The organism is Hyphomicrobium zavarzinii ATCC 27496, from assembly GCF_000383415.1.
In the GTDB taxonomy this organism is placed as follows: domain Bacteria; phylum Pseudomonadota; class Alphaproteobacteria; order Rhizobiales; family Hyphomicrobiaceae; genus Hyphomicrobium_C; species Hyphomicrobium_C zavarzinii.
Map to the genome: position 1 here is coordinate 771,774 of NZ_KB911256.1, position 26,640 is coordinate 798,413.

General features: G+C 62.5%; 21 protein-coding genes, 1 tRNA gene, 1 pseudogene and 1 riboswitch. Of the genes and pseudogenes, 11 read left to right on the forward strand and 12 right to left on the reverse strand.

The window, feature by feature from the left end; all coding sequences use genetic code 11:
- The first annotated feature begins 9 nt into the window (after positions 1-9).
- Positions 10-1,143, forward strand: a complete 1,134-nt coding sequence (locus tag F812_RS23035; protein ID WP_020085371.1) for a glycosyltransferase family 4 protein — start codon at positions 10-12, stop codon at positions 1,141-1,143.
- Here F812_RS23035 and F812_RS0107620 read toward each other — a convergent pair.
- Together F812_RS0107620 and F812_RS0107625 are read right to left on the reverse strand one after the other, a co-directional pair.
- A complete protein-coding gene (locus tag F812_RS0107620; RefSeq protein ID WP_020085372.1) occupies positions 1,122-2,447 on the reverse strand; it encodes a VpsF family polysaccharide biosynthesis protein in 1,326 nt (441 codons plus the stop codon). The genes F812_RS23035 and F812_RS0107620 overlap by 22 nt on opposite strands.
- The gene (locus F812_RS0107625) at positions 2,447-4,618 is read right to left on the reverse strand and encodes a GumC family protein (RefSeq protein ID WP_020085373.1); all 2,172 of its coding nucleotides are present in this window, start codon (positions 4,616-4,618) and stop codon (positions 2,447-2,449) included. Before F812_RS0107625 ends, F812_RS0107620 begins: the two co-directional genes overlap by 1 nt.
- A 249-nt stretch (positions 4,619-4,867) precedes the next feature.
- Here F812_RS0107625 and F812_RS23040 point away from each other — a divergent pair, with 249 nt between their 5' ends.
- Together F812_RS23040 and F812_RS0107635 are read left to right on the forward strand one after the other, a co-directional pair.
- Positions 4,868-5,248, forward strand: a complete 381-nt coding sequence (locus F812_RS23040; protein ID WP_156827298.1) for a hypothetical protein — start codon at positions 4,868-4,870, stop codon at positions 5,246-5,248.
- 196 nt (positions 5,249-5,444) lie between these two features.
- Positions 5,445-5,771, forward strand: a complete 327-nt coding sequence (locus tag F812_RS0107635) for a hypothetical protein (RefSeq protein ID WP_020085375.1) — start codon at positions 5,445-5,447, stop codon at positions 5,769-5,771.
- Positions 5,772-5,844: 73 nt separating this feature from the next.
- Here the strand turns inward: F812_RS0107635 and rlmB are convergent, their stop codons facing one another.
- Entirely contained in the window at positions 5,845-6,702 is an 858-nt protein-coding gene (gene rlmB / locus F812_RS0107640; protein ID WP_020085376.1) for a 23S rRNA (guanosine(2251)-2'-O)-methyltransferase RlmB, read from the reverse strand.
- A gap of 340 nt (positions 6,703-7,042) precedes the next feature.
- Between rlmB and F812_RS0107645 the strand changes: the two genes are divergently transcribed.
- Positions 7,043-7,127, forward strand: a tRNA-Tyr gene (locus F812_RS0107645).
- Positions 7,128-7,393: 266 nt separating this feature from the next.
- A complete protein-coding gene (locus F812_RS0107650) occupies positions 7,394-7,795 on the forward strand; it encodes a DUF1398 family protein (RefSeq protein WP_026867938.1) in 402 nt (133 codons plus the stop codon).
- Positions 7,796-7,961: 166 nt separating this feature from the next.
- Here F812_RS0107650 and F812_RS0107655 read toward each other — a convergent pair whose 3' ends face one another.
- From F812_RS0107655 to can, 3 genes are all read right to left on the reverse strand, one after another.
- Positions 7,962-10,283 carry a heavy metal translocating P-type ATPase gene (locus F812_RS0107655; RefSeq protein ID WP_020085378.1) on the reverse strand — a complete coding sequence of 774 codons (2,322 nt, stop codon included), beginning with the start codon at positions 10,281-10,283 and terminating at the stop codon, positions 7,962-7,964.
- 318 nt (positions 10,284-10,601) lie between these two features.
- Complete coding sequence (locus F812_RS0107665; protein WP_020085380.1) at positions 10,602-11,582, reverse strand: TerC family protein; 981 nt, start codon at positions 11,580-11,582, stop codon at positions 10,602-10,604.
- 170 nt (positions 11,583-11,752) lie between these two features.
- A complete protein-coding gene (gene can, locus F812_RS0107670; protein WP_020085381.1) occupies positions 11,753-12,478 on the reverse strand; it encodes a carbonate dehydratase in 726 nt (241 codons plus the stop codon).
- A 252-nt stretch (positions 12,479-12,730) separates the two neighbouring features.
- On the opposite strand from can, the gene F812_RS0107675 reads away from it, so the two are divergent.
- Positions 12,731-13,642 (forward strand): LysR substrate-binding domain-containing protein, encoded by a 912-nt coding sequence (locus F812_RS0107675; RefSeq protein WP_026867940.1) that lies wholly within the window; start codon positions 12,731-12,733, stop codon positions 13,640-13,642.
- A gap of 80 nt (positions 13,643-13,722) precedes the next feature.
- Here the strand turns inward: F812_RS0107675 and F812_RS0107680 are convergent, their stop codons facing one another.
- On the reverse strand, positions 13,723-14,796 hold the full coding sequence (locus F812_RS0107680) for a TraB/GumN family protein (RefSeq protein ID WP_020085383.1): 1,074 nt from the start codon (positions 14,794-14,796) through the stop codon (positions 13,723-13,725).
- Positions 14,797-14,958: 162 nt separating this feature from the next.
- Here F812_RS0107680 and F812_RS25360 point away from each other — a divergent pair, with 162 nt between their 5' ends.
- Complete coding sequence (locus F812_RS25360) at positions 14,959-15,519, forward strand: hypothetical protein (protein ID WP_020085384.1); 561 nt, start codon at positions 14,959-14,961, stop codon at positions 15,517-15,519.
- A gap of 251 nt (positions 15,520-15,770) precedes the next feature.
- On the opposite strand, the gene F812_RS23050 is transcribed toward F812_RS25360, so the two are convergent.
- The 3 genes from F812_RS23050 to F812_RS0107700 form a co-directional block, all read right to left on the reverse strand.
- On the reverse strand, positions 15,771-16,202 hold the full coding sequence (locus F812_RS23050; RefSeq protein WP_198011151.1) for a hypothetical protein: 432 nt from the start codon (positions 16,200-16,202) through the stop codon (positions 15,771-15,773).
- Between the two features lie 182 nt (positions 16,203-16,384).
- Positions 16,385-17,011 carry a DUF7676 family protein gene (locus F812_RS0107695; protein WP_020085386.1) on the reverse strand — a complete coding sequence of 209 codons (627 nt, stop codon included), beginning with the start codon at positions 17,009-17,011 and terminating at the stop codon, positions 16,385-16,387.
- A 93-nt stretch (positions 17,012-17,104) separates the two neighbouring features.
- Positions 17,105-19,021, reverse strand: coding sequence for a TonB-dependent receptor plug domain-containing protein (locus F812_RS0107700; RefSeq protein ID WP_083929110.1), 1,917 nt, complete (start codon positions 19,019-19,021; stop codon positions 17,105-17,107).
- Between the two features lie 235 nt (positions 19,022-19,256).
- Positions 19,257-19,482, reverse strand: a riboswitch (cobalamin riboswitch).
- A gap of 351 nt (positions 19,483-19,833) precedes the next feature.
- On the opposite strand from F812_RS0107700, the pseudogene F812_RS26975 reads away from it, so the two are divergent.
- The 4 genes and pseudogenes from F812_RS26975 to F812_RS0107715 all read left to right on the forward strand — a co-directional run.
- Positions 19,834-20,541, forward strand: a pseudogene (locus tag F812_RS26975) (caspase family protein); the annotation flags it as partial.
- A gap of 153 nt (positions 20,542-20,694) precedes the next feature.
- Positions 20,695-22,479, forward strand: coding sequence for a PQQ-dependent dehydrogenase, methanol/ethanol family (locus F812_RS23055; protein ID WP_245257653.1), 1,785 nt, complete (start codon positions 20,695-20,697; stop codon positions 22,477-22,479).
- Positions 22,480-22,780: 301 nt separating this feature from the next.
- Positions 22,781-23,290, forward strand: a complete 510-nt coding sequence (locus F812_RS0107710; protein WP_245257641.1) for a hypothetical protein — start codon at positions 22,781-22,783, stop codon at positions 23,288-23,290.
- Positions 23,287-23,964, forward strand: coding sequence for a hypothetical protein (locus tag F812_RS0107715; protein WP_020085390.1), 678 nt, complete (start codon positions 23,287-23,289; stop codon positions 23,962-23,964). The genes F812_RS0107710 and F812_RS0107715 overlap by 4 nt, the downstream gene beginning before the upstream one ends.
- Positions 23,965-23,979: 15 nt before the next feature.
- Here F812_RS0107715 and F812_RS23060 read toward each other — a convergent pair whose 3' ends face one another.
- Together F812_RS23060 and F812_RS25365 are read right to left on the reverse strand one after the other, a co-directional pair.
- Positions 23,980-24,843 (reverse strand): M15 family metallopeptidase, encoded by an 864-nt coding sequence (locus F812_RS23060; protein ID WP_020085391.1) that lies wholly within the window; start codon positions 24,841-24,843, stop codon positions 23,980-23,982.
- A gap of 37 nt (positions 24,844-24,880) precedes the next feature.
- Entirely contained in the window at positions 24,881-26,269 is a 1,389-nt protein-coding gene (locus F812_RS25365) for an NADase-type glycan-binding domain-containing protein (protein ID WP_051113774.1), read from the reverse strand.
- Between the last annotated feature and the right edge of the window lie 371 nt (positions 26,270-26,640).

The following is a 26,640-nucleotide window of genomic DNA, read 5'->3' on the forward strand; positions in this document are numbered from 1 at the left end:
AAGGGCGCTATGCAGAGGCCGAGCGGACCATCGCCGCGAATCGTGCACCTGATCTCGTCGCTCGGCGTCGGCGGGGCGGAGCGGCTGCTCGTGGATTTCGTGCGCGCGCTCGATGTCGCGCAGGCGCGCAACATCACCGTGGTGGTGATGAACGAAGCCGATCCCGCTCTTCTCGAGAAGTTGCGCGAGGGACCTGCCCAAGTGCTCGCCTGGAACAGGCCGCGCGGCTCCCGCGACCCGCGCTATCTTGGCCGGCTTCTGAAGCTCACGAGCGACACGCGCCCCACGATCATCCACGCCCATAACCGGGGCAGCAAGATGTGGGCGATGCTGGCCAAGCTCGCGCAGCCGCGCCTGCGCGTTGTGTTCACGGTCCACGCCATGAACGTCGCATCAGGGTACGGCGCCCGCCACCGGATGCTGCACAACGCGCTGGTGGATCGCACCGTCGCCATTTCCAGGGCGGTCACGCGCGAGTGCGAGGAAAGCGGGCTGCGTAACGTCGTGCTGATCCCGAACGGCGTCGATCTGTCCCGTTTCCGGACGGCAGAGGAACCGTTGGCCTGCCGCCTGGAGCGGGAGCCGGATCGCGTACCTCTCCTCGTCACGGTCGCCCGCCTGGTCCATGACATCAAAGGCCAGGACGTTCTGATCGAGGCCGCCGCGCTGCTGAGGGCTCGCGGCACTCCCGTGCGCATTCGCCTTGTGGGATCGCCCTCGCGCGATCAGCCCGAGACGCCGGCGTTGCTGGCCTCTCTGGTCGAGCGTCATGGTCTGGCTGACAGTGTGGAGATCCTAGAAGGCGTGTCGGACGCGGCGGAGCACATCCGCGATGCCGACATCTGCGTCGTGCCCTCGCGCCAGGAAGGCTTCGGACTGGTGATCCTCGAAGCGATGGCAGCCGGCGTACCGGTCGTCGCCTCGCGGCTGGATGGTCCGGCTGAGCTCATATCCGACGGCATCAACGGTTACCTTGCGCACGCCGGAGATCCGGGCGACCTCGCGGACAAGATCACGCGGATTCTTGAGGATCGTCCGGCGGCGTCCCGCTTCGTACAGGAGGGACGGCGCACCGCCGCAGCGCACGACATTGAGGTCATGCGCGACGCCTATCTCACGCTCTATCGCACGTTGACGGCCTGAGCGATCGCGCTCGTCCGGTTGCTGGACGAGGCTCGCAGTAGCACGAGGACGAAGAGCGTGACGACGGTCAGCACGTTCGACTTGCCCGCGAGGCTCAGAGAAAGCGAGGCGACGCCGACGAAATAGAGGAGCACCCAGGCGGCCCCCGGGCATGTGCGGCGCACGAGATCGCGGCAGAAGAAAAGCAGCGCGGCGAAGATCACGAGGCTGACGAGAAGTCCGTGGGAAAGGAGAAAGCTCAGCCAGAAGCTTTCGACGCCACGTTCGAGTCCCAGCAGAGATTGCCATGTCGCAACCAGCCGCGGATCGGGGCCGAACAGGAGATCTGGAAGCGGCACGTGCGAGAAGATTTCGAACATGTCGCTGCGCGTCTGGGCGCTGCCCGAGTCATCGGCGAAGCGGTCGAGGAAACGCTCGAGAAAGCCGGTGGAGAGCAGCGTCAGAAGTCCAGCCCCTGCGAACGGCACACTGACGAGGGCCGCGGTCACGGTCGTGACGTTGATGGGAGCGCCGTTCAGCACCGCCAGCACTCTACGTACCACGAGCGCGGCGAGCATGAGGACGACGAGAACGCTCGCCGCGCGCCCGCCATAGGTCACCATCGCCGCGAGACTGAGACAGAAGGCGGCGAGGCGCAGCCATCGCGGGAGATCGCGCCCGCCGCCCACGGCAAGCGTGAGTATGTAGCTGCCGGTGAGGATCGAGTTTGCCAGCGGATGGCCGAGAAGCGCGGTGGAGCGCCATTCATAAGCGAGATCCTCGCCCTTGATCACGAACGGTGTCAGCCGCCAGCCGCTGAGATACTCGAAAATGCCGATCGCCGCGTTGGCGATCATGATGCCGTGGATCAGCAGCGCAAGCGTTCGCCCCCGTTGCTCAGAGATGCGGCGAAGAAGCAGCAGGGTCACGCCGGCCGGCAGGAAGGTCTCGATCAGCGGGGTGACGGGCAGGCGCGAGATGAACGCCGAGTGGAGCGTTCCGAGCAGGATCGCGAGCAGCATCAGAAGCGCCACCGGCGCCTCGTGTAGCGCGCGCAAAATGGCGCCGAACGGATCTGAGGTCGCGAGCGCCGCCAGGAGCGCCAGCGATAGAATGTAGAGCGTTGCGGGATGAAATTTGGTGAGCGCGTTGCCGCCCGTCTCGGAGTAGTCGAAGCCAAGCGCGGTCAGTGCGAACGGTGACAGGGCGAGCACCAGAACGACGAAAAGCGCCAGAGCCGCCGTCAAGAGACGGCTTTCCGCGCTGCCTGTCGCAAGCGCGCCACGGGAGGCCGGGAAGGGCTGGGCGCGCAGAGAGGCGGCCATCACGCACGCCCCACGCCCGTGCCGGTGAGGACCACGCCTGAGATCTTGTCTCTCACGGGCGCGAGCGCGCGCAAGAGATCGTCGAGACGGTGCTGGGGAGTCTTTCCGCTGCGCGCAACGATCGCGACCTTGTCCACCAGCGGCAGAAGTGCGGACGCGGACTCGTCGCTCGCCAGCGCCCCGCCGTCGATGATGACGAGATCGTAGTCGAGCGCCGCCGCCGCGAGATTGGCGGCAAGCTGACGCCGCTCGCCGCGCTTCAGGAGCCTGAGATCGGCGCTCGCCAGCGGAAGGAAGGCGAGGCTCGATTTGGAATCGCGCACCGTATGCGCCGCGAGCGCTTCCGGCTTTGCGAGCAAGGTCGCCCAGCCTTCCGTGAGGTCGGGGGCGAGGGTGGCAGAAAGCGTCGCGTCGGTAGAGCAGGCATCCACCAGCAGCACACGCTCGCCGCGAAGTGCCCCGGATTGAGCGAGTGCGAGCGCGACCGACGCAGCCTCGCTTTCGCGATCTGCCGCGCACAGCATGATCGCGGAGGGATAGCTGTCATGGCGATCCTGCTCGAATGAAGCGAGCAGATGCAGGATGCTTTGGCGATAGGCCGTCTCCGCCGCGCTTTCGGGCTCGGACACGGCGACGAGGGCGCGGCCGAGATCCTCGGTCTCTTGCGTGGTGCCTCGAAGCGCCGGCAGGCGGCTCGAGACAGAGCCGATCCGCGAGAGGCGCGCTTCGCCGAGCGCAGGGATAGGGAACAAGGCGTGGTTGCCGAGTTGGAACGTGCGCGGCGTCAGCCGCACGGTGGTGTCGAGTTGGGCCCCGGCCAGCACACGCACGATGCCGAGCCCAAGCCCCCCGAACGCGCCGAGACCGAGCACGAGCCAGTTGATCGGCCAGCTCGGCTTGGAGGGCGCCGTCGCGGGCGACACGACGCGCGCGTAGGGAACGGAGATCTGCTCCTGCTCGCGCGTTTCCTTCGCCCGCTGCAGGAAGGTGCCGAGCACGTCACGGCTCGTCGCGACGTCCTGCTCGAGCTCCCTGAGCTTGATTTGTGCTGTGGATGTGCGTGAGACCTCGGCCTTGCTCGTTTCGATCAGGCGCTGCAACTCGAGCTCGCGGCTCGATGCGATGCGATACTCCGCGGCCAGCGCGTTGGCGATGCGCCGCAACTCGGCATCGATCTGCGCGCGGATCTCGCCGAGCTGCGAGCGGGCCTCGATCAGCACCGGATGGCGGGATTTCAATTGCGAGGAGAGCGACGCCACGCGCCGCGCGACCTGCGCGTGCTGCTCGCGAAGCCGCTGGATGGTGGCGGAACGCACCGCTTCCGGCATTGCGTCGAGCGCCGCGCCGGAGGAGGCGGCTGCGGATCGCACGGCGTCGAGCCGGCCCTTGGCCTCCGCGGCCGTTGCCCGCGCGGCCACCAGCTCGCCGTTGAGCTTGCCGAGCTGTTGCTCGCCCACGATGCCGCCTTCGGACACGGTGATGCCGTTGCGGCGCTTGAAATCGTCCACACGGTCTTCCGCCTGGCGCACCTCGTCGCGCAATTCGCCGAGGCGGCCCGTGATCAGCTCGTTCGCACGCCGCTCGTCCTCCGCGCGCGCCGTTGCCTGGTCCGCGAGATAGAGGCTGATGAGCGTGTCGGTGATCTGTGCGGCTTTCGCCGGAGAGCTGGCCGTCGCCTCCACCTCGACGATGTAGGTCTTCTGTGCGCGAAGGATCTTGATGCGCTTGGCGAGCTTTTCGGCAGCAAGCGCTTTAGCGTCGGGCGCGGCGGAATTAGAGAGCAGGCTTTTGAGCTTCGTCAGCGGACCGGCGCCGGAGAACTCGCTGTCCTTGTCCAGGCTGAGCGTATCGACCACACGCCGCAGCATCGCGTCAGACGAGATGATGGCCACCTGGCTGTCGACGATGGCGAGATCGGCGCCCGTACTGTTCGGCGCCGGCGCTGTCTCGTTCACCACCCGGTTGGGGCTGGGATTGATGTAGAGGACGGCATTCGACGTGTAGCTCGGCGCGGCAAAGACGAGATAGAGGACGGCGAGCAGGAGTGCGAGCGCGGTCGTCACCAGGATCTGCGGAAGGCCGCGACGCAGGATGTCGACCAGTCCGGCAAGATCGGTGGTTTCGCGCCCCGTTTCTTGTCCGGAGATCGAATACGGCGAGGTCATCAGCATCGTGTACGCGTACCTTGGAAAGCCTCTCGCGCTTCAGGGATGCTCCACCAATGTGCTCATTCGACGCCGAATGAAAGGCATCGTTAATCAATTGGTTACCGATGGCGGATCGCAGGCGGTAATGAGGGCCTTCGCCCGCCGCGAATGAGATCAGACGGCTGATTGGCGAGCGAAGTTAAAGCAATTTTATGCGTTGTGCTTTAGGGTGATGGCGAAATCTGCTCATTTCGACCCCGAGGAGTTCCGTCCATGCGTTCTAGGGTCTTTGCCCTTTTTGCGGCCGCCATTGGGTTGGCCCTGATCCCGGTCGCCGCCGAGGCCGGCCACCGCGGTCACTATCACCGCCACGGCACGAACGAGTACTATCCCTTCTATCATCGCCATTACCGCTCGGACTACGAGTTGGATCGGTACGCCTATTATCCGTCTCCCCGGCGTTACTATCCCTATTACAACTCGGGCTACTGGCGCCCCACGGTCGAGCTGCGTTATCGCCGCGCCTGCTGCCGCCCGGTGGCACCGCTGCCTCCCTACTATCAGGCCTGGGGCTATCCGCGTCCGGCTTACGCCTACCGCAAGGGGCATCATCGTCACGACTATCGCGGTCACCACCGTCATCGCGATTGGTGAGCACAAGCAACCCAGTCATGCACGTCACGCAAAGGCCGCCATTAAGGCGGCCTTTAGCATTTTTCGGGCACCTCTCCTCCGCGTTCATGCCGCATTCATGCGCGACATGATTTTCTGGTCGCATGAACTTTTTTCCGCTGAGGCGCGTTGTTGATCTCAGATCGGAAGCACACCCGAGGAGTGGGGAGAGAGACCCATGATGAAGAAGATTATGCATGCGCTGATGGCGCTCAGCCTGATCGCAGGCGTTACGGCGTCATCGATTCAGCCGGCCGAAGCAGGGCGCGGCGGGCGAGTGGCCGCAGGCGTGGCCGCTGGCATCATCGGTCTTGGCTTGCTTGGTGCTTACGGTCACGCGCGCGAGCGTGACTACGATCGCCACTACTACCGCTCGTCCGGCGAATGCTATCCGGGCCCCGAGGAGTGCGGCTGGCGCAACCGTCGCTGCTTCACCAACAGCTGGGGCGATACGGTTTGCCGCGGTGGCCGCTGGACCTGCTGGCGCCCGACCTATTGCGACTGATCGAGCCGCGAGAATTTCGAGATTGAGAAGGGCGGAGCCGGTTTCGGCTCCGTCCTTTTTATGTAATTCAGCCCTAATGAGAGTGGCGGGCATATGCCGCCCAATGCAGCGCGACGGCGGCTGCGTTGGAAACGTTGAGGCTCGCGAGCGGCCCGCCCGTCGTGATGGAGACGAGCCTGTCGCAGGTCTGCTGGGTGAGCTCGCGGAGGCCCTTGCCTTCCGCCCCGAGCACCAGCGCGGTGAGCCCCTCGAACCGTTCGCTCTCGAGCCGGTCCGGCGCGCTCCCTTCGAGGCCGATCAGGCGGAAGCCAAGGCCCTTCAGCTCGAGCATCGTCCGCGCCAGATTTTGCACGGGCAGCACCGGAAGCAGATCGAGAGCACCCGAGGCGGCCTTCGCCAGCACGCCGTTGAGCGGCGGGCTGTGCCGGCGTGTCATCACCACCCCGGCCGCACCGAACGCAGCAGCGGACCTGAGCACCGCGCCGCCGTTGTGCGGATCGGTGACATGGTCGAGCAGCACCAGCGGGCCGGTTTCCGCCGCGCGCTTCACCAGCTCCTCGAGCGTCGGCTCCGGCAGTGGCTCGGCCTCGAGCAGAAGTCCCTGATGCACGGTGTCGGCACCGAGCAGATGGTCGAGGTCGCCGGGCGTCGCGCGATCGATGGGAACACCCCTGGCGGCGATCACATCCGCCAAGCGGCGCTCCGCGTTCTCTGTCGCGAGCAGGCGCAGCACACGGCGGCGCGGATTGTTGAGCGCAGCTTCGACCGCATGGCTTCCGAAAAGGCGCACCATGCCGTCATCGGCGATCTCGGCTGCCCGTCCGCCCGGCGCCTGCCCGCGAGGCCGGCTTGCCCGCCGGTCCCCGCCTTTGGCGGGGCGGCCGAACCCGCCCTTCTTCGCTGATTTCTTTCCCGCCCAGCCGCTTGTCATTGTGTTCTGCTCCGGAATGCGGCTGTGCCGTAGAAAGGGGACGGATTGCCTGCGATAGCGCTGTCTCGCTCGCGGTTTCGCAGGTCGTTATCGATGTAAAAACAACATGTTCGGCCGCCCGTATCGCCCGCATGCCTTGCCATGTGCGGGCGGACTCGGCCTGACCCGGAACGCATACGGGTTTTCGCGCGCTTTTCCAATTGACATCGGTGGGCCGGATTACCATAAGGACGGGCGTTGCCCTGCCGCTCGGCGAGCGCAGGGCGATTTCGTTTACAGTGCTGGCGGATGAGGCGGCTCTTGAGCGTGCTGCCGCGCCACGCACGATGGGATTGGTCACGGAGGGGTGCCCGAGTGGCTAAAGGGGACGGACTGTAAATCCGTTGGCTTCGCCTACGCTGGTTCGAATCCAGCCCCCTCCACCAATCCTCCTTATATGATTGAAATAACAGCATAATTTTCAGCCTCCTTTTAGGCCCAGGTAGCATGGACTTATCCAGTGCCGAAAGCGCCGCTCAACTTGGCGGGTCTGCGCGGCCGGTGCGGCTGTTACTCCGCCAAGAATTGATCTCCCGAACTTGATTGGAAGAAAACGTCCCGGCGGATCGGCCTCAGAAAAGACAAGCGTCGTGCCACAGCTGGCGTCGAGACTGCGACCCGCTTCGCAGGACCTCTAGTGGTGGAGCGCGAGATGGACGAGAGCAAAGTGGCCGTCGCCAGGGCCTGCCTTCAGGCCGCCGAGGACAACACGAAGACGTTCCCGGAGATCCTCGCAACTCTCACGCAGGAAGGTTTCGAAGCCTACCAGATCGATTTTCTCCGTTGTGCCGCGACCTACTATACGAAGCGCGGAGATAGCGTCGTTCTGGACATGCATCAGGTCGGTGAGCCGGTCGCCGAAGCCTTCGATGCGAAAGCCCTGCAAGCGGCAATCCGCGAGGCTCAACAGAATGTGCCCGGCTATACCTACACCGGTTTCTGCAAGAAGGCGGTTGCGGCAGGGTGCGCGAGCTACATCGTCTCGCTGTCTGGCCGGCGCGTCCTCTACATTGGGCGCACCGCGGAAACCCACGTCGAGATGTTCCCGAGCTGAACGCGGAGTTGTCGGCGCGCTCGCACTCGAGCTCCCGCAATGTCGCTGAATTATCGATGACGGCATAAATCCTCCATGCAGCCCGCGAAGAGCGGGCTGCATGGAGCCGTCGATCTCATGGTAGGCCGCATTCGCCGCCTGCTACGAGAGCATTCGGGCCTCGCCGCTATCCCTGGGCGACGTGCTCATAGATGTCATCCTCCTGCGCGTTGTGGATGCGAACGAGCGCCTCGATCGATCCAATGACGCGCTGGGCATCCCGCACCAGATATTTGTCGGCGTCCTCTGCGCGTAGATTGCTGGCAATCCGGGCGAGCAGCCTCGATTGATGCAAAATCTCTCTGTGAGCGCGGCTCATCGCAGAGAGCCCGTGGCCATCTGCCAGGTACCGCGTAAGGCGCGGGTAGATGATCGTCTCGTCCTCCCGCTCGTGGGTTACGACGCTGTCCTCGACAAGGCGATGAGCTTCGAGGATCAGGTCTACCGCCTTTTGACCCTCAACGTCGTCGAGCGCATCGGAGATCTGGAGGAGCTTGTCCAGAACGTCCTCCAGGAGCCGATGCTGTTCGCCAAGATCCTTTGCCATGTTCCCCGGAACGACGCCTCTTCCGGACCCCCATGGGGGGCGTAGCGCGCGCAAGGCATTCACAATCACTGCGACATCGATCGCCTCTTGCGTCAGCGCGCCTGCGACCGGCTCGAGCCATCCGAAGGCGGCCACGGCCATGGCGATGCCCGATAGGCCCATGCCGATGACAATGCTTTGCATGGCAATGCGGCGGGAGCGGCGGGCGATGGCCACCGCTTCGGAAACGCGGTCAAGGCGGTCGACCACAATGACCACATCGGCCGCCTCCGATGAGGCGCTGGCCCCCCGCGCACCCAGGGCAACGCCCACGTCTGCGGCGGCAAGTGCAGGAGCGTCGTTGATGCCGTCACCGACCATCAGGGTCGGATGCAGCCGGCTCTCCATGGCAACGGCGTCGACCTTGTCGGATGGATCCCGATCCGAAAGAACGGCGTCGATGTCGAGCGCTGCGGCGATGGTCTCGGCCGCGTCCGCCCGGTCACCGGTCACCATCACGATGCGCGAAATCCCCGCCGCGCGAAGCGACTGCACCGCGCGCGGGGTTTCCTTGCGCAGTTCGTCGCCCAACAGCAACGCGCCCGCGACGCGGCCGTCGATGGAGACAAAGACGCTCAGCGCAGATCGCCACGACGCGCGGCGCAATGCCCGAAGCGCCCAATCGTCGGGCCGATGCGACCCGAAGATCAATTGGTGCGAGCCCGCGCGGACGCGTTTCCCATCGACGATCCCCTCCAGGCCTGCCCCCGCGACCTCATGCACCTGCGATGGTGTCTTGAGAGAAAGCCCCTTGGCCGCGGCGGCGGACACGATCGCGCTGGCAACGACATGTTGGGACGCCTGCTCCAGAGACGCGGCAAGTCGAAGGACGTCATCGGCACTTTCTCCCGGTCCCGTCTCGACCGCAACGAGACGGGCACCGCCCACCGTCAGCGTTCCAGTTTTGTCGAAGAGCACGGTATGCGTCTGCGCCAGGGCGTCCAGGGGAGCCCCGCCTTTGATGATGATGCCGCGGCGTGCTGCCTGAGAGACACCCGCGATGAAGGCGACCGGCGCGGCCAGGATCAGCGGGCAGGGGGTGGCGACGACCAGGACAGCCAGGGCCCGGACGGCCTCGCCGGACATGACCCAGGCCAGCCCGGCAACGAGGATCGTAAGCGGCAGAAACCAGAGTGCATACGTGTCGGCCAAGCGGATGAAAGGGGCCTTGGCCGTCTGGGCGGCTGTCACGAGACGCACGATGCCAGCGTATGTGCTGTCCTCGGCCGTGGCGAGCGCCGTCATCTCGAAGGTATCGCCCGCATTGATGGCCCCGCTCCGCACGCTCTCGCCCCGAGGCCGCGTGACAGGAATCGGCTCGCCGGTCAGGGCGGATTCATCGAGAACCGCAAGCGGCGACGTAATGAGGCCGTCCACGGGCACGATCTCGCCCACGCGGACCGCGATCGTATCGCCGATAGCAATCGATGAGATCGGAACCACCTCGCTCGCATCGCCTTTGCGGCGGAGCGCGATGGTGGGAGCGCGGTCTATCAGCGACTTGAGATTGCGCTCGGCGCGTGCAACGGCGTAGTCCTCGAGGACGGTGCCGCCCGTGTACATGATGGCGATGACAATCGCGGCGAGCGACTGGTTGAGCGCGATGGCGCCCGCCATGGCCAGGAGCGCGATCGCATCGACACCCATGCGTCGCGCCAGAAGATCGCGAGTGATGGAAATCGCAAGTGCGATGACCACCGGAAGGGTGGCCCCGATCCAGAGCCAGTCTGCCGCCCGCTCTTGGGCCAATGCAAACGCCGCTCCTCCCGCAACGAGTCCAACCAGAACCGCAAGCAGCAGGACCCGCCTGACAAGACGTTCATCGATCGCGGAAACCCCGATCCGATCCAGATAGGAACCCATCCAGCACCTTTCGCTTCCAGGAAGCGAGCATACTCGGCAAGTCAGCTCTCGTCAGAGCGGGCTGAGGGCGCGACAGGACTTTGCGCCCCGAGCCCGTGCACCGTGAGTTGGAGGACTAAATATCGAGCTGAATAAATGCCTCTACGCTGAGATAGGCCGCCTTGTCTGTGATCAAATCACATCCGGTATCAAGCCCAAGCCCAAGCCCAAGCCCAAGCCCAAGTCCGAGCCTAAGACCGGAGCCCAGGCCCGAGCCCAGGTCCAGGACTAGGCGCGTGAGCATGAGCGAGGCGGCTCAGCCTCCCCATGACGGACAAGTCATGACGGAAGCTGAGCCTCTTTCCGAGCCTGCATGACCGAGTAGAGAAGTCCCGCCGCCAGGATTGCCAGGGTGACGGCAAGAGACACGCTCGCCGGAAACTTCTCCCATCCGAGGGCGTCGGCAATGAAGATTTTCGCGCCGATGAAGATGAGAACCACAGCGAGCGCCGGCTTCAGATAACGGAAACGGTCGATTGCAGACGCCAGCGCGAAGTAGAGCGCGCGCAAGCCGAGGATCGCGAAGATATTCGACGTATAGACGACGAACGGGTCCGTCGTGATCGCGAAGATCGCGGGAATGCTGTCGACAGCGAAGATGAGATCGACGATCTCGATCATGAGGAGCGCAACGAAGAGCGGCGTAGCCCACAGCACAACCCGGCCGGTCCGCTCATCGGGCAGGCGCACGAAGAAGCGCTCCTTGTGGGGCTCGGGGGTGACGCGGAAGACGAGGCGGATGAGCTTCAACACGGGGTTGTCGGAGAGCTCCGGGGGCTTGTCCTCCATGAGGAGCATCTTGAAACCCGTCGCGACCAGGAAGAGCGCGAACAGGTAGAGGATCCACGAGAACTCGGAAACCAGCGCGGCTCCGAGGCCGATCATGACAGCCCGAAGCACGATGACGCCAAGGATGCCCCAGAAGAGCACGCGGTGTTGATAGACGGCGGGGATCGCGAGGTGGGCGAAGATGAGCGAGATGACGAAGATGTTGTCGAGCGCCAGCGTCTTTTCGACGAGAAACCCGGTGAAGTACTCCGACCCGGCCTGGGCCCCGAGACTTATCCAGACCCACACACCGAACGCGAGCCCCATGACAATATACCAGGCGCTCATGATGAGGCTCTCGCGTGTTCCTATCGCATGCGGCGTGCGGTTGAAGACACCGAGATCGAGCGCGAGCAGCATCAGCACCACGCTGAAGAAGCCTGCCCACATCCAGATGGGCTTATCGAGGAAGGTCTCGAATAGAAGGTCCAAGGATTTTTCCTAACGTCTCATAGGCGCAGGAGCCGCTGTCAGGCGCCATTGCGAAAAGGGCAGAGAAAGCCGTCGCGCGATCATGTATCGCGAGGCTCTTTCTAGCGTCTCCAGCGGGAGCCGCCTCGGGAGCCTCGCGAGTAAAGTCCGGCGTGCTTTTGCGTCGTGCTCTACAATGTGCTGTTTGCGTAGCGGATCGTTTCGCGCTCGAGCCGAATGACTGGATCGCGCTGGGGCCTCTCACCAGCCGGGGCGGCATTGTCGCGAGCATGCGTCCGATAGATCGCCTCGAGCGCTTCGGGGGTGTTGATGCGAACGGCGAGATCGCGCAGGAGACCGTCTTTCAACGCGTATATCAGCCCGTGCACGGAAAGCGGGTGTCCGCACGCCCAGGCGTTCTGCACGATCGTCGTGTGGCAGACGTTTTTTACCTGCTCGATCACGTTGAGCTCGCACAGGCGATCCTCCCGCGCTTGCGGATCGGATATGGCATTGAGCTCGGCCTTGTTCAGCCGGTAGACGTCCTTGATGTTGCGCAGCCAGTTGTCGATAAGGCCGTGCTGTCCGGAGCCGCTTGCGGCATGCACGCCCCCGCAGCCGTAGTGCCCGCAGACGATGATGTGCTCGATCTTCAGCACCTCGACCGCGAACTGAATGACCGACAGACAACTCATGTCGGTGTGAACGACGAGGTTCGCGACATTGCGGTGAACGAAAACCTCGCCCGGACTGAGCCCCAATATCTGGTTGGCGGGCACGCGGCTGTCGGAGCACCCGATCCAGAGATATTTCGGCGCCTGGCCCGATGCGAGGCGCGAGAAATAGTGCGGATCGGCTTCCGCTTGCGCGATGGCCCAGGCCCTGTTGTTTTTGAACAGTCTTTCGAGTTCAGCCATTTCTGCTCCTTGATATTCGTGTTGGAGGCTCCGCCTTCGTGTTTCGCCCGCACGCGATCGCTCTCCCAAGTCAGCTCTCGCCCGGGCGGGTGTTGCCCCCGTTGAGTGGCAAGATGGGTATTCTACCGATCGTCGTCCAATGGGTTTTAGCCGGTCTACTGATCGGAAATTCCGATTGATTTATTCGGCCTGATGACCTTCCTATGCGCGTCGTTCTTCGACGAAAGCCTGTGAGGAGAGGACGCGAAAGCAGTGCCAAGCCTGAGACAACTCGAATATCTCGTCGCATTGGCGGAGACGCGCCATTTCCGGCGCGCGGCGGAGCGGGCCAACACGACCCAGCCCACACTGAGCGAGCAGATCAAGGCGCTGGAGGACCGGCTCGGCGCTCAGCTCGTGGAGCGCACGACCTCTCGGGCACTGCTTACGCCTCTCGGGGCTCAGATCGTGGAGATCGCCAGGCGCATGCTGAAAGACGCAAGCGAGATCCGGAGTCTCGCTTCGAGCAGCAGCAAGGAATTGAGCGGCCTATTGCGGCTCGGGTTGCCGCCCACCATTGGTCCATACCTGATGCAGCGTGCCGCGCCGAAGCTGCACCGGACCTACCCGGATCTGCGGCTCTATGTGCGTGAGGACCTGCCCCAGCTTCTCCCGCGCTCGCTCGAGGAAGGGGTGCATGACGTCATCATCTGTCCCTTGCCGGTGAAAGGCGCGGAAATAGAAAGTGTCGTCCTGTTCCGCGAGCCGCTCCTGCTCACCGTCGCGGCGGATCATCCGTTGGGCAAGAAGGCACATGCGACGCTGGCGGACATCAAGGGAGAGGATGTCCTGGCCTTAGGGCCGGGCCACCAGCTGCACGAGACGGCCATCGAGCTCTGCAAAACCACGGGCGCCAGGCTGCGCTACGATTTCGAGGGGACGAGCCTCGACATGTTGCGCGAGATGGTCGTGATGGGCCTCGGCGTCACGTTCATGCCTGGCCTCTACGCAAGAAGCGAGCTCATTCAGGACAAGGACGTGAGGCTGCTCGAGATAAAGGATCGTCCGCTGTTTCGGACGATGGGCATGGCGTGGCGCAAGTCCAGCGCACGCAGGGAAACCTACGAGAAGCTCGCGGGCTTCTTCAAGAAGATGGTTGAAGCCGGGCTCGAAAGACGCCGATAAGCACTGGTTAGGCCGCGCTGAAGCACAGAAAGATCTGGCAGCGCTGGCGTCCCCAGAGCTCGGCTATGTGACGAGCTTGGCTATTCGACAGGCGTCACAGAGAACCCGCTCGACTTCAGGATCGAGATAAGGCCGTCCGCTCCCGGAAGGTGGGTTGCGCCAACGGCGACAAAGGCGCCGCCAGTCTCAAACAACGGCAGTCCCCGCTCGGCCATTCGCACGTTGCGCGCGGTGATCAGGCCGTGTCGGATGTCCTGCATACGTGCATCCGTGAGCCCCGCGTTCGGTGCAAGCTCACGCATGAGATCGAGCGAAGCTGAAATTTGCCGGCCTTTGTAGAGTTCCAGCATCGTGGCCGTCACGTCGTCGGCCCGGTCATTCATCTCGATGCTGGAGCGTAGCCAGGCAGCTTGAGCTTCGTCTGGTATGGAAGCCAGCGTTTCAAACTGTTCGAGAAGAGTTTCGAGCCCCACGATTTTCTTGCCTTGTGACTTGGCAAAGTTTGCGACGATGAGATCCATGGGTTCATGCGTCACATTCGGGCATCCAGCCGCCAGAAAGAGTGTGGCCACCCACGGCCGGACGCCTAGTGCGAGGTCTTCGGGATAGCCCGCGGCGGCGATCGCCTTTTCGACCACACGCAATTCGCTATCGTCCAGCATGCGCTGCAAAGGCTTGTCGCGGGCGCTCATCAGCTTTCCGGCCTGCGCCATCACATGACCGTAAGCGCCGCGTGACAATTGCTCTTGCTCGAGTGCGACCACACGCGAAGCGGTGATAGCGGATGTAACGGCCGGGCTAAGCTCTTGAAGGCTAGGGTGAGCGATGTGAAGCGTGCCGAGAACGTAGGACGGCGAAATGCCGTGCCTTTCGATGCGCCACAGGATCGCCTGACTGTTTTCCGCCTGCCTTGCATTTTCGAGCAAGGATGCGACCCCTGCCGGACGTTTGAGTGAGAGTTCGGCGATGAGACTGCGTCCCTCGCACCCGGGCTGCGGTGCCGCGTAGCTGTTCGATGGGCTCAAAGAGCTGACCAAGACCATCGCAGATACTGCGATTGCACGAACCGTCGCGATTGTTTTTGCCATTGCGTTCTCACTGAGCAAGCCAGCCGTGTTGAGATGAACAAAGGTCGCTTCGTAGAACGAAGCCACGAGCGGCTCGGATCTCCGGATTGGATCTCATTTTCCAGCAAATCTGGGATCAGTCGAGGGCGGGAAATATTCCATGGAATTATTGCTCCATTTTCCAGCCCGCAGATCAAATCCAACACCGCCGCGTCGACGTTTGCGGGAGACTGCAAGGGGAGTACGGAGATGCCAAGCTGGCGTGCCTCATCGAATTGCAAAAGAAACTCGTCGCTCTCAAAGCGGGGCGTGTTCATTGTCATTGTGTTCGCGCCTCTTCTGAGCGCCTGCAGTGACGAACCGGCGGTTCAAGGTAAGCCAGCGAAAACGCCGCAATCGAGCTCGGGCCTCGACCGGCAATGGCTGGAGATCCACAGCTCAATCAAACCTGCGCAGTGGGTTTTGGATTGGCGGCATCCGAAGGAACGGTCGGCCTCTGACGAGGAGATGCAGCGCGTGCAAAAGCATCTCACGGCGGCGCATAGCATCTACCGGGAAAGCGAGCGAATGATTGCCAATCGCGCCGTTCAGCTCGAGCAGATGCTGGCAAAGCTCAATGTGCAGGAAAGCGCGGCGAACATACTGGAGGATATTTCCTCGGTCGCTGGCGAAATCGGGCAGACCGAGGGCTTCGGCGCAGTTTCCCAGCATTACTACATTTTGCGCAGCGGAAAGTACGATCGAGAAGCAGCGCTCGCTTTGCTGAAGCAGCGGTACGGCACCCGCACCGTCAAATCTACGGGCGATTGAGCAACCCTCGCGCACCAGGAATGCTCCACGTGATGATTGTGCATCGCCTCGTGATCCAGCTCGCGGCTTGCTAGCGTAACGCGAGCGCGGACGCTGAGTTTATGAGCACTCGGCCGACGCGGCCCAGTCGCGACGGCAACCCATCCCGCTGATCGCGGCTGGGCGGTGCATCTTGCAACGAGCCTTTGATTGATGGAGGAGGGAGCCGACGCTCCCTCCTGCTGGTAGCGGCGCTATAGGCTGACAGGCGCTTAGGCCGCGGGGACTGTCAGAGACGATGAACGTTCGACAAATGCCTTCAGTACGAAGTGCAGGGCAAGAAGGCCGGCGTAGGCCAGACCATTGAGCGCGAGAACCCAGCCGACGGTCTCGAACGTATAGGCTTCGGCTCCGCCGAGAACGAGAGCCGCGGCAAAGATGGCTCCCTGGAAAACGATGAAGGCCGTGGCAAACGCGAGTGCGGCCGAACCTGACGGTGAGGCGAGGCGCACCGATAGCCGCGCGGCGAAGAACCCCGCCACCATCGCTGCGCCGATCAAGGTGGACCAGACGAGTGACATCCCTTCCATGGGATATCCGAGGATCGCGAACCCAACCAGTTGATTGAGAAGCCATGCCACCAAGACGGTGAGCAGGCCTTCCATCCGGTTCAGGCCGACGGCGGCAAGCGCGGCGACTGCCACAAACGGGGCGCCGCAAGAAAATGCAAGCGTGCCTCCGAGGCCCAATGCGCAGATGAGAGCCATCCAGAGCATCGGAGCCGGTGTCCGGAGGGAGGTAGAGGCGTTTGCGTTCATATCCAGGTTCTCCTCAATGGAAATGTTAAGGGGTATCCGCACGACCAAAAGCAGCTTCGGTTCCGCGCTCAGTCCATTTTCGGTTTCGCGGCAAAACCGCGGGCTTTTTCGTCCAAGGCTTCAGGCTCGCGGCCGAGCCACTTCTTGGAGATCGCGCGCCATGCCTTGAGACGATCCCAAACAGGCTCTTCCTCAGCGGTGTCCTCGTCCGTGACGAAAGGGTTCGGGAAGAAGATCGAGATCATCGGCTCATCCTTGCCGTTCCACATCTCAAAACCCCATGTCACGGGCGAACCGTCGCGCATCATTCCGCGATACATCACGGCGCGTGACGGCTTGCGATGCGCACGAACCTCGGGCGAGGTCGGAGCGAAGGACGGGCCCATCGTCTCACCAACGCAGAGGTGGAAATGGCCGCCCTTGCTGAAGAAGATAGTGAGATAGCCGTCATGCACGGTGATCCGGCTCGGTGGCGTTACGCACATGATCTCGTAAGCCGCGCCCTGAATAAGAGGCCCATATCTCAGGCCATCCCAGTGGTTTTCGAAGATGTCCGTGAGAAACGCGACCAGGAAGTCCTGCGTTGCGGGAAGTGCCCACTCCTGACGAGACGCGACGCCGCCGCAGCTTGGGGCTTTGATGAGAGTCGGCTCGGGATTGATGTTCCAGGTCTCGAAACTTCGGGGCATTTCCATGAGTGGCTCTCCCAATCGTTTTGCTTTGTGGTGAAACGAGCGGACCCGAAATGACCGCTCGTTTCTATCTTCAAAGTCCATCCGGCGTCCGGGTCAGTTGCGGGGCAATGGCATCTTGAGGCCGCCGTAGACCGAGAGCCCAGCGGTGCCGTATCCGACGTAGGTTTGATAGTCCTCGTTGAGCAGGTTTTCGCCGCGTACGTAGGCTTCGACACCGGGAAGCAACTCGTAAGAGGCTTTCGCGCTCACCAACACGTAGTCGTCGAGTTCGACGCCGCCGCTACCGAGCGTATCGGTCACGCCCTTTGCGGTGACGTTGAGGGCCACCTTCTCCATGGGCACGAGGTCAACTCCGAGTACCACGTTGTTCTTGGGAACGTGGTTGAGCCGGGCACCCGACGCGGTCTCGGTGTCGACATAGGTGTAGCTCGCCGACACGGTGACGCCGGGCACGATCATCACAGCCGAGGTCAGCTCAACGCCGTTGCGTCGCGTCACGCCGGGGATGTTGGTGTATTTGTATTTGCCCGTTCCGGGGTTGTACTCGGTGGAGATGAGGTTGTCGGTATCGAGCTCGAAATACGTCACGCCCAGTTGCACCCTGCCGTCCAGGAAACCCTGGTCGATGCCGGCGTCCCAGGTCTTGCTGGTCTCCGGCTCGAGATTAGGGTTCCCGTACTCCGAATAGGATGGATAGAGCGGGAATTCCCCGAACAGCTCGTCCAGGGACGGCACGCGGAAGCCGGTCCCATAGCTTCCCCGGATCTTCGTAGCGCTTCCCGGAAAGAGATAGGCGCCCGTCAGCCGGTGTGTTTTGAAGTCGCCGAAATTGCTGTGGCTATCGAGACGGCCGCCGCCCGTCAGCACCAAGCCGTCAATTGGCTCGATCATGAGCTGCGCAAAGTAGCCTGTCCAATCTGCCGATTGGCCGTTGACGGAGTAGGAGTCCGCCGTCGTCTTTTCCCAATCGACGCCGCCCAGCAAAGACAAGCGCTCGTTGAGTGTCACAACACCTTGGTATTCGGCCTTGACGCGCTCGCCGACGTAGCTCCCGGCCGAGCTGCCGAAATACTCGCGCTCGTTCCGCATCCCTTGTAGCGCGACGGTGTTCCGGAATGCCCCGTCGAGAAACGAGACCTCGGCGCCCACCCGTCCGGCATGCTGTACGACATCGACGGTATCGGCATTGTCGTTAAACGGAAATCCGCCGTCGATATCGAGATCGGCGTCGAGCGTGCGGGCGCTGAAGAAGACCTTCGCAGACGGGGTGAGATAGTATTCGCCTCGTCCCGAGAATGTCAGGTTTCTGTAGCCGTCATCCTCGGTGCCAACCGCGGCTGCGGAGAAACCGTCCGTGTCGACGCCTTGGGCGGTGACCGAAATGTTGCTGCCGTCGTTGGCGGCGTAGCCAGCGGTATAGGCGCCGCGAAAGGTATTGTAGGCGCCGTATTCCACGCCTCCCCCTTGGGAGAAGCCGGGCTTGGTCGCTTTTTTGGTCTCGATGTTGATGACACCGGCAACAGCGTCGCCGCCGAACAGCGTGCTCTGCGAGCCCTTCACCAGCTCGATACGTGACACATCGCCGACAAGCAAATGCTCGAAGGCGGTCTCGGTGGTGACGCCCGAGGGGTCGCTCAGATCCATCCCGTCGACGAGCAACTTTACGTACCTTCCGCTCGCCCCGCGGATGCTGATTCCGGCTTGCGTGCCCGGCGGTCCGAATTGTGAAAAGTTCACGCCAGGCAAGGTCTCGAGGTAGTCCTTGAGATAGGTCCTCGATTGCTTCGCGAGATCCTTCTCCGTGAGAACCTCCACGGTGGAGCCGACTTTCGAGGCGTCCGTCGGCGTGCGGTTGGCCGAGTAGATGGTTATGCCTTCAAGCTCCATAACTTGAGCTTTCGCCGAATGGCCGAATGCCGACGCGACAAGCAGCACGGTCGACGACACTAGCACCGCCCTGCGGGCAGTCCCGAAATCGCGCGCTGCCACGAAAGAAATTCGATACGTCATAAGTCCCCCGTCACGATTGATGGACGGGAGCCCGTGCAGACTCACCACAAAATCAAACAGCCCCACACGATGCCCACGCAGCCGCACATGCATGCAGCGGCGCGCGGCGTTGCAGCGCGAGACTTTGTTTTGTCAGAGGGTTGTTTCGACCCAAGGCATGCCTGACGTAGCTCCCAAAAGGTTGCACATCAGCCGCCACTACGGGTAACCGTTCCACCGAGCGTCCCGCACGGAGGATGGGCGACTCGTGCCGGCAGGTCTCCTGGCTCACGGCTCGAACGTCTCGCTCCGACCTTCCCGGTGATCCAACGCGGATCTCCAGTGGCATAAAAGGAGTAGACTTGCCGCTTACAGTTGCGGGAGCAGCCTCGGCTTCGGCGCAGTGACGCGCCTCACCGTGTTCCCTTTTCACCCGTCGCTCGCTTGCGCGCACTCCGGGAACCGTCACGCGTACTAAGACGCGGTAACTTGCGGCGGTTGTCAATCCCCCATCGCGAAGATGTGGTGACACCCGCGGCGCGCCGGTCGCGCGACGTGGCTTCTCTGGTTTCCAAACCGAGCGTGAGCGCGAACTCGGTGATGCCTGTTCACAGCAATGGAGCGAGGAGCGAAGTGCACTCGGCTAGGCACGCTCAACGATGCGCGGCGATGAGAGAGTGTGCCGTGCTCAGCGATGCCGTGGGTTCGGCACACCTTTTCATCACACGGGAAGATTTGTCAGATCTTCTGGGACACCCTTGTGTGGCCGCAAATCATCAGAGTACAAATTGGTATGTAATATACTTTTTGCATATGACTATTGGGGATACATCATGCCTCATCGTCTATTCGCATTTGTTGCGGCCTTTGCAGTTTTTCTATCGCTTGGACACAGCGCGCACGCGACGCAGAGAATAGCGCTGGTCATTGGGAATTCGAACTACAAGGTGGGGCCACTCGCCAATCCGATCAAAGATGCGGAAGCCATTGCCCGCACCTTCGAATCCTTGGGATTCGATAAGGTCCTTCTCAGAAAGGATGTGGGTATCCAGGGCATCAGAAGTGCGTTGGGAGAGATCTCGCGGCTTGCTGTTGGGGCCGATGTCGCGGTCATCTATTTTGCCGGACATGGCACTGAGTATTCCGGCAAGAACTATTTGATCCCGGTCGATGCCCGGCTTGATCGCAGCTCGGATCTCGATCTCGAGGCCGTGAGCCTCGACACGGTCCTCAATCAGCTCGACGGCGTTCGGAAGCTCAAACTTGTTATCCTCGACGCCTGCCGGAACAACGTGTTTCCGATGGCCGGCGGGCGCAGAAGCATCCCGCGCGGCCTGGCGCGCGTTGAACCTGACGGCAATACGCTCGTCGCCTACGCCGCCAAGGAGGGGATGACGGCGGACGACGGCAGCGGGCTTGAGCACAGCCCTTACACGAAGGCCTTGTTGCGCCACCTTTCTGCGTCGAGCACGGAGATCCGGCTGGTCTTCGGCCGCGTCCGCGATGACGTGATGGAGCTCACGCACGGTCAGCAGATTCCGCATGTTTACGGGTCTCTAGGCGGAGGAGAGATTTACCTCGGTGGAGCGGGCGCTACGCCACCTGCGGCGGCTGCGCCGGCAGTAACCCCGCCTGTATCACAGGCGCCGAGCCCGCAGCGGCCCGCCGTGAGCAAACCCCAGCCCAAGACCGCAATGCTGGAGACCGCGCCGCTGCCGAAGGACGATCGGTCCGTCGCGCCGATAGCCGCCAATCATCCCGATGCGAATTGGTCGATGCCGACGGGCGACTACGCCAACTTGCGTTACAGCTCGCTCGATCAGATCAATGCAAACAACGTGAGCACGCTGCGTCAGGTCTGGAGCTTTTCCACCGGTGTGCTCCGGGGTCATCAAGGAAACCCTCTGGCCATTGACGGCACTCTCTACGTCCATACTCCCTTCCCCAACTACGTTTATGCGTTGGACATGGATGAGGGGGAGGTGAAGTGGGTGTACCAGCCGCGCATGGATCCTTCTACGATCCCGGTCATGTGCTGCGATACCGTCAATCGGGGAGTCGCATATGAAGACGGCGTGCTGTTTCTCTACCAAAGCGACACCACGCTGACCGCGCTCGATGCGAAAACCGGCAAGGAGCTCTGGAAAGCGGTCAATGGCGACCCGAAACGGGGACAGACGGGAACCAACGCGCCGATTGTCATCAACGGGAAGGTGATCGTCGGCCTATCTGGCAGCGAATTCGGCGTGCGTGGCCATATCACCGCCTACGCCGCCGACACGGGAAAACGACTGTGGCGCGCGCACGCGACAGGGCCGGACGGCGATATCCTTTTCGATCCGCAAAAGACCATGTCTCTGGGAAAGCCGGTGGGGCGCGACTCCTCGCTGAAGACGTGGACCGGCGATCAATGGAAGATTGGCGGCGGAACGGCCTGGGGCTGGTTCTCCTATGATCCGGACCTCGACCTGCTCTACTACGGCACCGCCAATCCCTCGACGTGGAACGCCGTGCAGAGGGCGGGACCGGATGGCAAGGCGATCGACCAGAAGTGGACGATGTCGATCATCGCGCGCAATCCGACTACCGGCATGGCCGCGTGGGCCTATCAGATGACGCCGTTCGACGAATGGAGCTACGACGGCGTCAACGAGATGATCCTTGCAGACATCGACGTCGAGGGCCGGGAGCGCAAGGTCCTTGTTCATTTCGACAAGAACGGCATCGCCTACACGCTCGATCGCGCGACCGGCGAGCCGCTCGTCGCTGCCAAGTTTCTCGAAGCGACAAACTGGACCAGCGGTGTCAGTCTGGATCGCGCGAGCCGCAACTATGGGCGTCCCGCGGTCGTCGCCTCGCGCTCACCGTTTCTCAACGGCTCCGATATCAATACGAAGGACATCTGTCCTTCCAGCTCAGGCGCTAAGAACCAGGGACCTGCGGCCTATTCCAAGCTGACTGGCCTCTTCTATGTGCCAGTCAATGCCCTGTGTATGGACTATGAGCCGTTTCGGGTCACCTACACGCCCGGCCAGCCGTACGTGGGAGCGGTGCTGTCGATGTTCCCTCCGCAGGGACAGACCACGCGTGGCAGTTTCATCGCGTGGGATGCGGCTCAGGGGCGCGCTGTTTGGGAGGCCCCGGAGGATTTTCCGGTGTGGTCCGGGGCGCTGGCAACCGCCGGCTCCATCGTTTGCTTCGGAACCGTTGACGGATACTTGAAATGCCTCGACCAGAAGGACGGGAAAGCGCTCTTCAAGTACAAGACGCCGTCCGGCATTGTGGGCAACGTCATGACCTACGCGCACAAAGGCAAGCAGTACCTGGCGGTGCTGTCGGGGCTTGGCGGCTGGGTGGGGATCGGCATGGCCGCGGGGCTGACGAATCCGACCGACGGCCTTGGGATGGTCGGGGCGACAGCGGATCTGCAGAGGCGCACAAGCCTCGGGGGTGCGCTCGTGGTGTTTGCGCTGCCTTGACCGTAGAACGTGGTGCGAGGTGGCGCGCGGGATTTCCTGCGAAGAGACAAGCATCCAACGAGCGGGCGCGGCTTCGGCCGGACGCCGTCGTGTTTTCATCGGGCATGAACCGGCTCTGTGGCGCGGACGAGGGGTGGGAGACATTGTTGCCCCCCTTTCGGCCTGTTGATACCCTTACTCGTCAATGGTTATGGAGGACTGGGTGCCCCGCGGCCCTGCTAAAAGTGCCGACAGTAGCTCATTCGCGTTCTCGGACGCGGCTTCCGACATCGCGTTTCTCGAGCGGATCCGATGGTTTCGGATGTCGTTGATTGAACGCATCTGCACCTCCAGCACAAGTCAGTCCGACAAGGTTCTGGTCCATTTGCGCCAGGAGCCGACTTCGCAGATGGCCGAGTTCTTCTATCTGCTGGATTGCCAGCAGATCCGCACGGTCGGCCAATTGCAGAGGCTTGCCGAATTGCACAACGCCTATGTTGTCGCCGTGACCAAGGACAAGAGCAAGATGCGCCGGCTTGGGCTGACGTCCGACCGCTTGCTCGACGCGATGTTCACCTCCGACACGATGCCGAGGCTCTTGCAGAACTGGCAGGAGGAGCCGGGGGCAATCGATCAATCAAACCTCGCACGCTTTCTCGGAGTCGTCATGTCGCCCGAGACGTGCCGGAAGACCGTGGTTGCCTGCGCCGAGGCCGGCTTCCTCGTCCGGAGAAAATCGCCCTATGGGACCTTCATCGTAAAATCCGCCGGGGATCTCGAGAGAGTATTTGGATCGACACTTCGTGAGGCTAGATCGAGGAACTCTAAATGAAGACGTGGCCGCTCCTGCCGCTGACGCTCGCGTCGTCTGTTCTCCTTTGTTGCCCTCTTGCGACGGCTCCCGGCTTCGCGGACGTGATCGCGCGGGCTAGCCCGCAGTTCACGGACGCCGAGTTGGCGATCATTGCTCGTAACGAGTCGCTGCGGCGGACCCGGGAGAGCGATCCTTGGGTGGTGAAGGGGTTTCTGGAGCGGTTGGGGAAGCTTGACGAAGAAGCCGGCGGGGCCGAGGGAAAGGGCCAGGATCCCGACATCGATCGATACCTTCGGTCGTCTCCTGAAGCGGCCCACGATCTTCTGCAGATTATCATGCAGGCGGGAAGCGCGGGGCAGGCTGATACGTTGAAGTCCCAGGCAAATGCGCAAGGCTCATCCGACGAGCAAAGCCTTTCTCTTCCTGCCGGAACTCACATCGAGATCGTGTCCTATGACAGCCAAAGCGGGACGTTTGCGGTTTCCTCGGTGGCCTTTCCGGGAGAAGGCCTCACCTACGCGACCGCGCGCGCACTGCGAGATGCGATCGCGGCGGCCGAATTTCAGGACCTCTTGGCGAAACCTGATCAACTCGTGACGAGACGCTTTACCCTGTCCAAGGACCTTGCCGCCGTCTTCTCGGACGCGATTGAAGAAGCCCATGATCGGCAGGAGCAACCGTCTGCCCCTTGAAAGCGCGTTTTGGCGTTAGGGATGAGGGCTCTCCGGCTGGCTTGGCTCCGATGTTTCCATTTGCGGGGGCTCGGAGGTGCGCTCCCCCTTTGCGCTCGACGGGGACGCTTCCGGCCGGCGACGCACGGGGATGTCGAAAGACCGGGAACTCGCGCCCTGAAACGTGAAGTGCCACCACTCACGGGAATAGTTCGAGAAGCCCTGAGCCTCCATGGCCGATTTGAGCAAGGCGCGCGCGGCCTTCTGCTGAGAGGTCAGGCCCGAAGCGTGGGTGTGGCTCTTGCTGTCGAAGCAGTCGTAGCTCGTTCCCATGTCGACGCTGCCGTCGGAGCCTCTTTTGGAGACCTCTGCCGTGCAGGCCTCGAGGCTCGTTTCCTGTTGTGTTTCGGATGGAGGCAGAGACGGCGCGGCCGCGAGGGGCACGATCGTGAGATCGACGGCGCGGCCGGTCGAGTGCATGGAGCGCGAGGCGATATATCCCGCCTCGATGAGGGAGCGCTTGGCGACTTTGGGCATGTATGTCTTCGTGAGTGGCGTGCTCTTCCCGTCGGACACCCAGCGAACGAATGATTTGACGGCTTCCACCGGCCGATAGCAGTCGTAGACTCTCAAGGCATATTTCTGCGCTGCAAGCGCGGCCTGCACGCGTTTCAGAGCCGCGGCCGCGCCACGCGTGAGAATGCATTCGGGCGCCTCATAGCCCGGGACCCGCGCGCCGGTGAAGTTGCGCGGGCCTGCATAGCGCATATCCTGCTCGATCGACGCATCGATCTTGCCGAGGTAAACGAGGGGAGAAGGGAGGTCTCGCGCGTCCGCGGCTACGTCGCCAGCGTGGCCGAGGACGATGGCGGCGCCGAGAGCGAGCACGAGCCGCTGCATGATCCTTGCTTCTCCTCGGAGCGGATTATGACGGGATTTAGTTGCCAATCAGCCTGATCTCGTTGATCGCGAGGTCCTGGTATTTCCAGCCCGCATAGACGGAGGTTACCTTGAGCTGCATCCATGCGGCGTCTCCGCTGGATGCAACATCGATCACCTGCTGTTCGGCATGATCATCGAGCCGGAACGGGATGCGTTGTCCGTTCGAGAATACGAGCTCGCCGGATTGGACGCGGCCGTTCTTGTGGAAGATGTCGCTGTTCTTGCCGTAGCCGTTCTTGATCAGCACCTGACGGATCTTGCGCCGGCTCTGGAAATCGAACACCACCCATTGCCCCGTGCCGTCTCCGCGCACGCCCTCCACCCAGGCGGTCCTATCGTTGCCGTCCAGCATATTCACCGGAAGGTAGGAGTTTCCGTATTCGGGGCTCCGAACTGAGCTTGCACACAGCGTGAAGTCTCCCTGGCTGTGGCAGCGTTCCTTCGCGGAGCGTGGCCTTTCCGCGGACGGCGAGGCGGGGGCGGGTGGGGCCAGCATCGCCTGCTGCTCCCGCGTTTCTCGCTGACGCTTGAGGGCTTCGATCTCCGCTCGCATTGTCTCGACCTTGGCGGCTTCTGCTGCAAGGCGCTCGGCATCGCCGCGTCTTCTTGCTTCGTCGGCCAATTGACGCTCAAGGCGACGTTTTTCAGCTTCTGACGCCTCTAGCCTATTGAGGACGTCCTGAGAGGGAGCAAGGGAGGCGTGTGTACCGCCTTCGCTCATGGAGAGAGAGATCGCCGATCCGCCGAGGGTGCCGTAGATATGGGGGCGCTGAGTATCGGAAGTCGCCGAGATGACGTCGTCGCGAATACGGCCGAGCATCAAGCGAATGTCGATGTCCGGCGTCGCGATGTGCTTGAGCAGCGCTGCGGTGAACGGACTGTTCCTTTGGCCCGTGCCGTCATCGGCGGTGGTGCCTTCCTTGGCGGCATAAGCAACGAGCGTATTGTCATCCGGCTCGACGCGGGCGAGGCCCCGCTCGACGCTTCGCTTTCCTCCCGCCGGACGGAACGGATTGTTGCGGCAGGCGTCGAGAATGACCAGCTTGAGCCGCGTTGCACCCTCGAGCTGCTGGAGCACCGTATCGAGATTGATGGCTTCGAGCTCGACGTCGCTTGCGCGTTCGGGGTTTGCGTCGACTGGAATCAGATAATTGCGTCCATGCAACTCCAGCCCGTGGCCGGCAAAAAACACGACAACGATATCGGCGCCGACGGCGGCACGCCCTATCTCGCGCAACGTTGCGCGCATGCCGTCTCCCGTAAGGTCCTGTCTGAGAATGACCTCGTCGAATTTTATGTCTTGCAGCGCAGACGCTACGGCGCGCGCATCATTCACCGGGTTTGCCAGCGGCGCGATTTTGTAGGCCGAGTTCCCAATAACCAACGCCACCCGTTTCCCCGTTCCGGCGGAAACAGGCGCGCCTGCGAATGCACAAGCGCATAGCAATGAAAACACAGCGCAGATCCGTCTGTGCATTCACTCCTCCCACGACCGGGGATTCTGAAAGAATAGTATGTCTGCAGACGACCTCGTGCGCAAGCCCGTCAAAGTGATTATCATGCGAAAACGCCAGTTGTTTTGGACGTCCTCCTGAGCGGCGTTGTTTCGGCGAGGTGGTGGCCGCTAAGGGGCTTCCCAAAGCCTGGGAGCCCTTCCTCTGGACGGTCTCTTTGCTTTGGAGGATGTCTAGATGCCGTCCCGTTTGCCGGGTCGTTTTCCGGCAGGACCTGCACGGCACGACGGCCGGCTCTGCT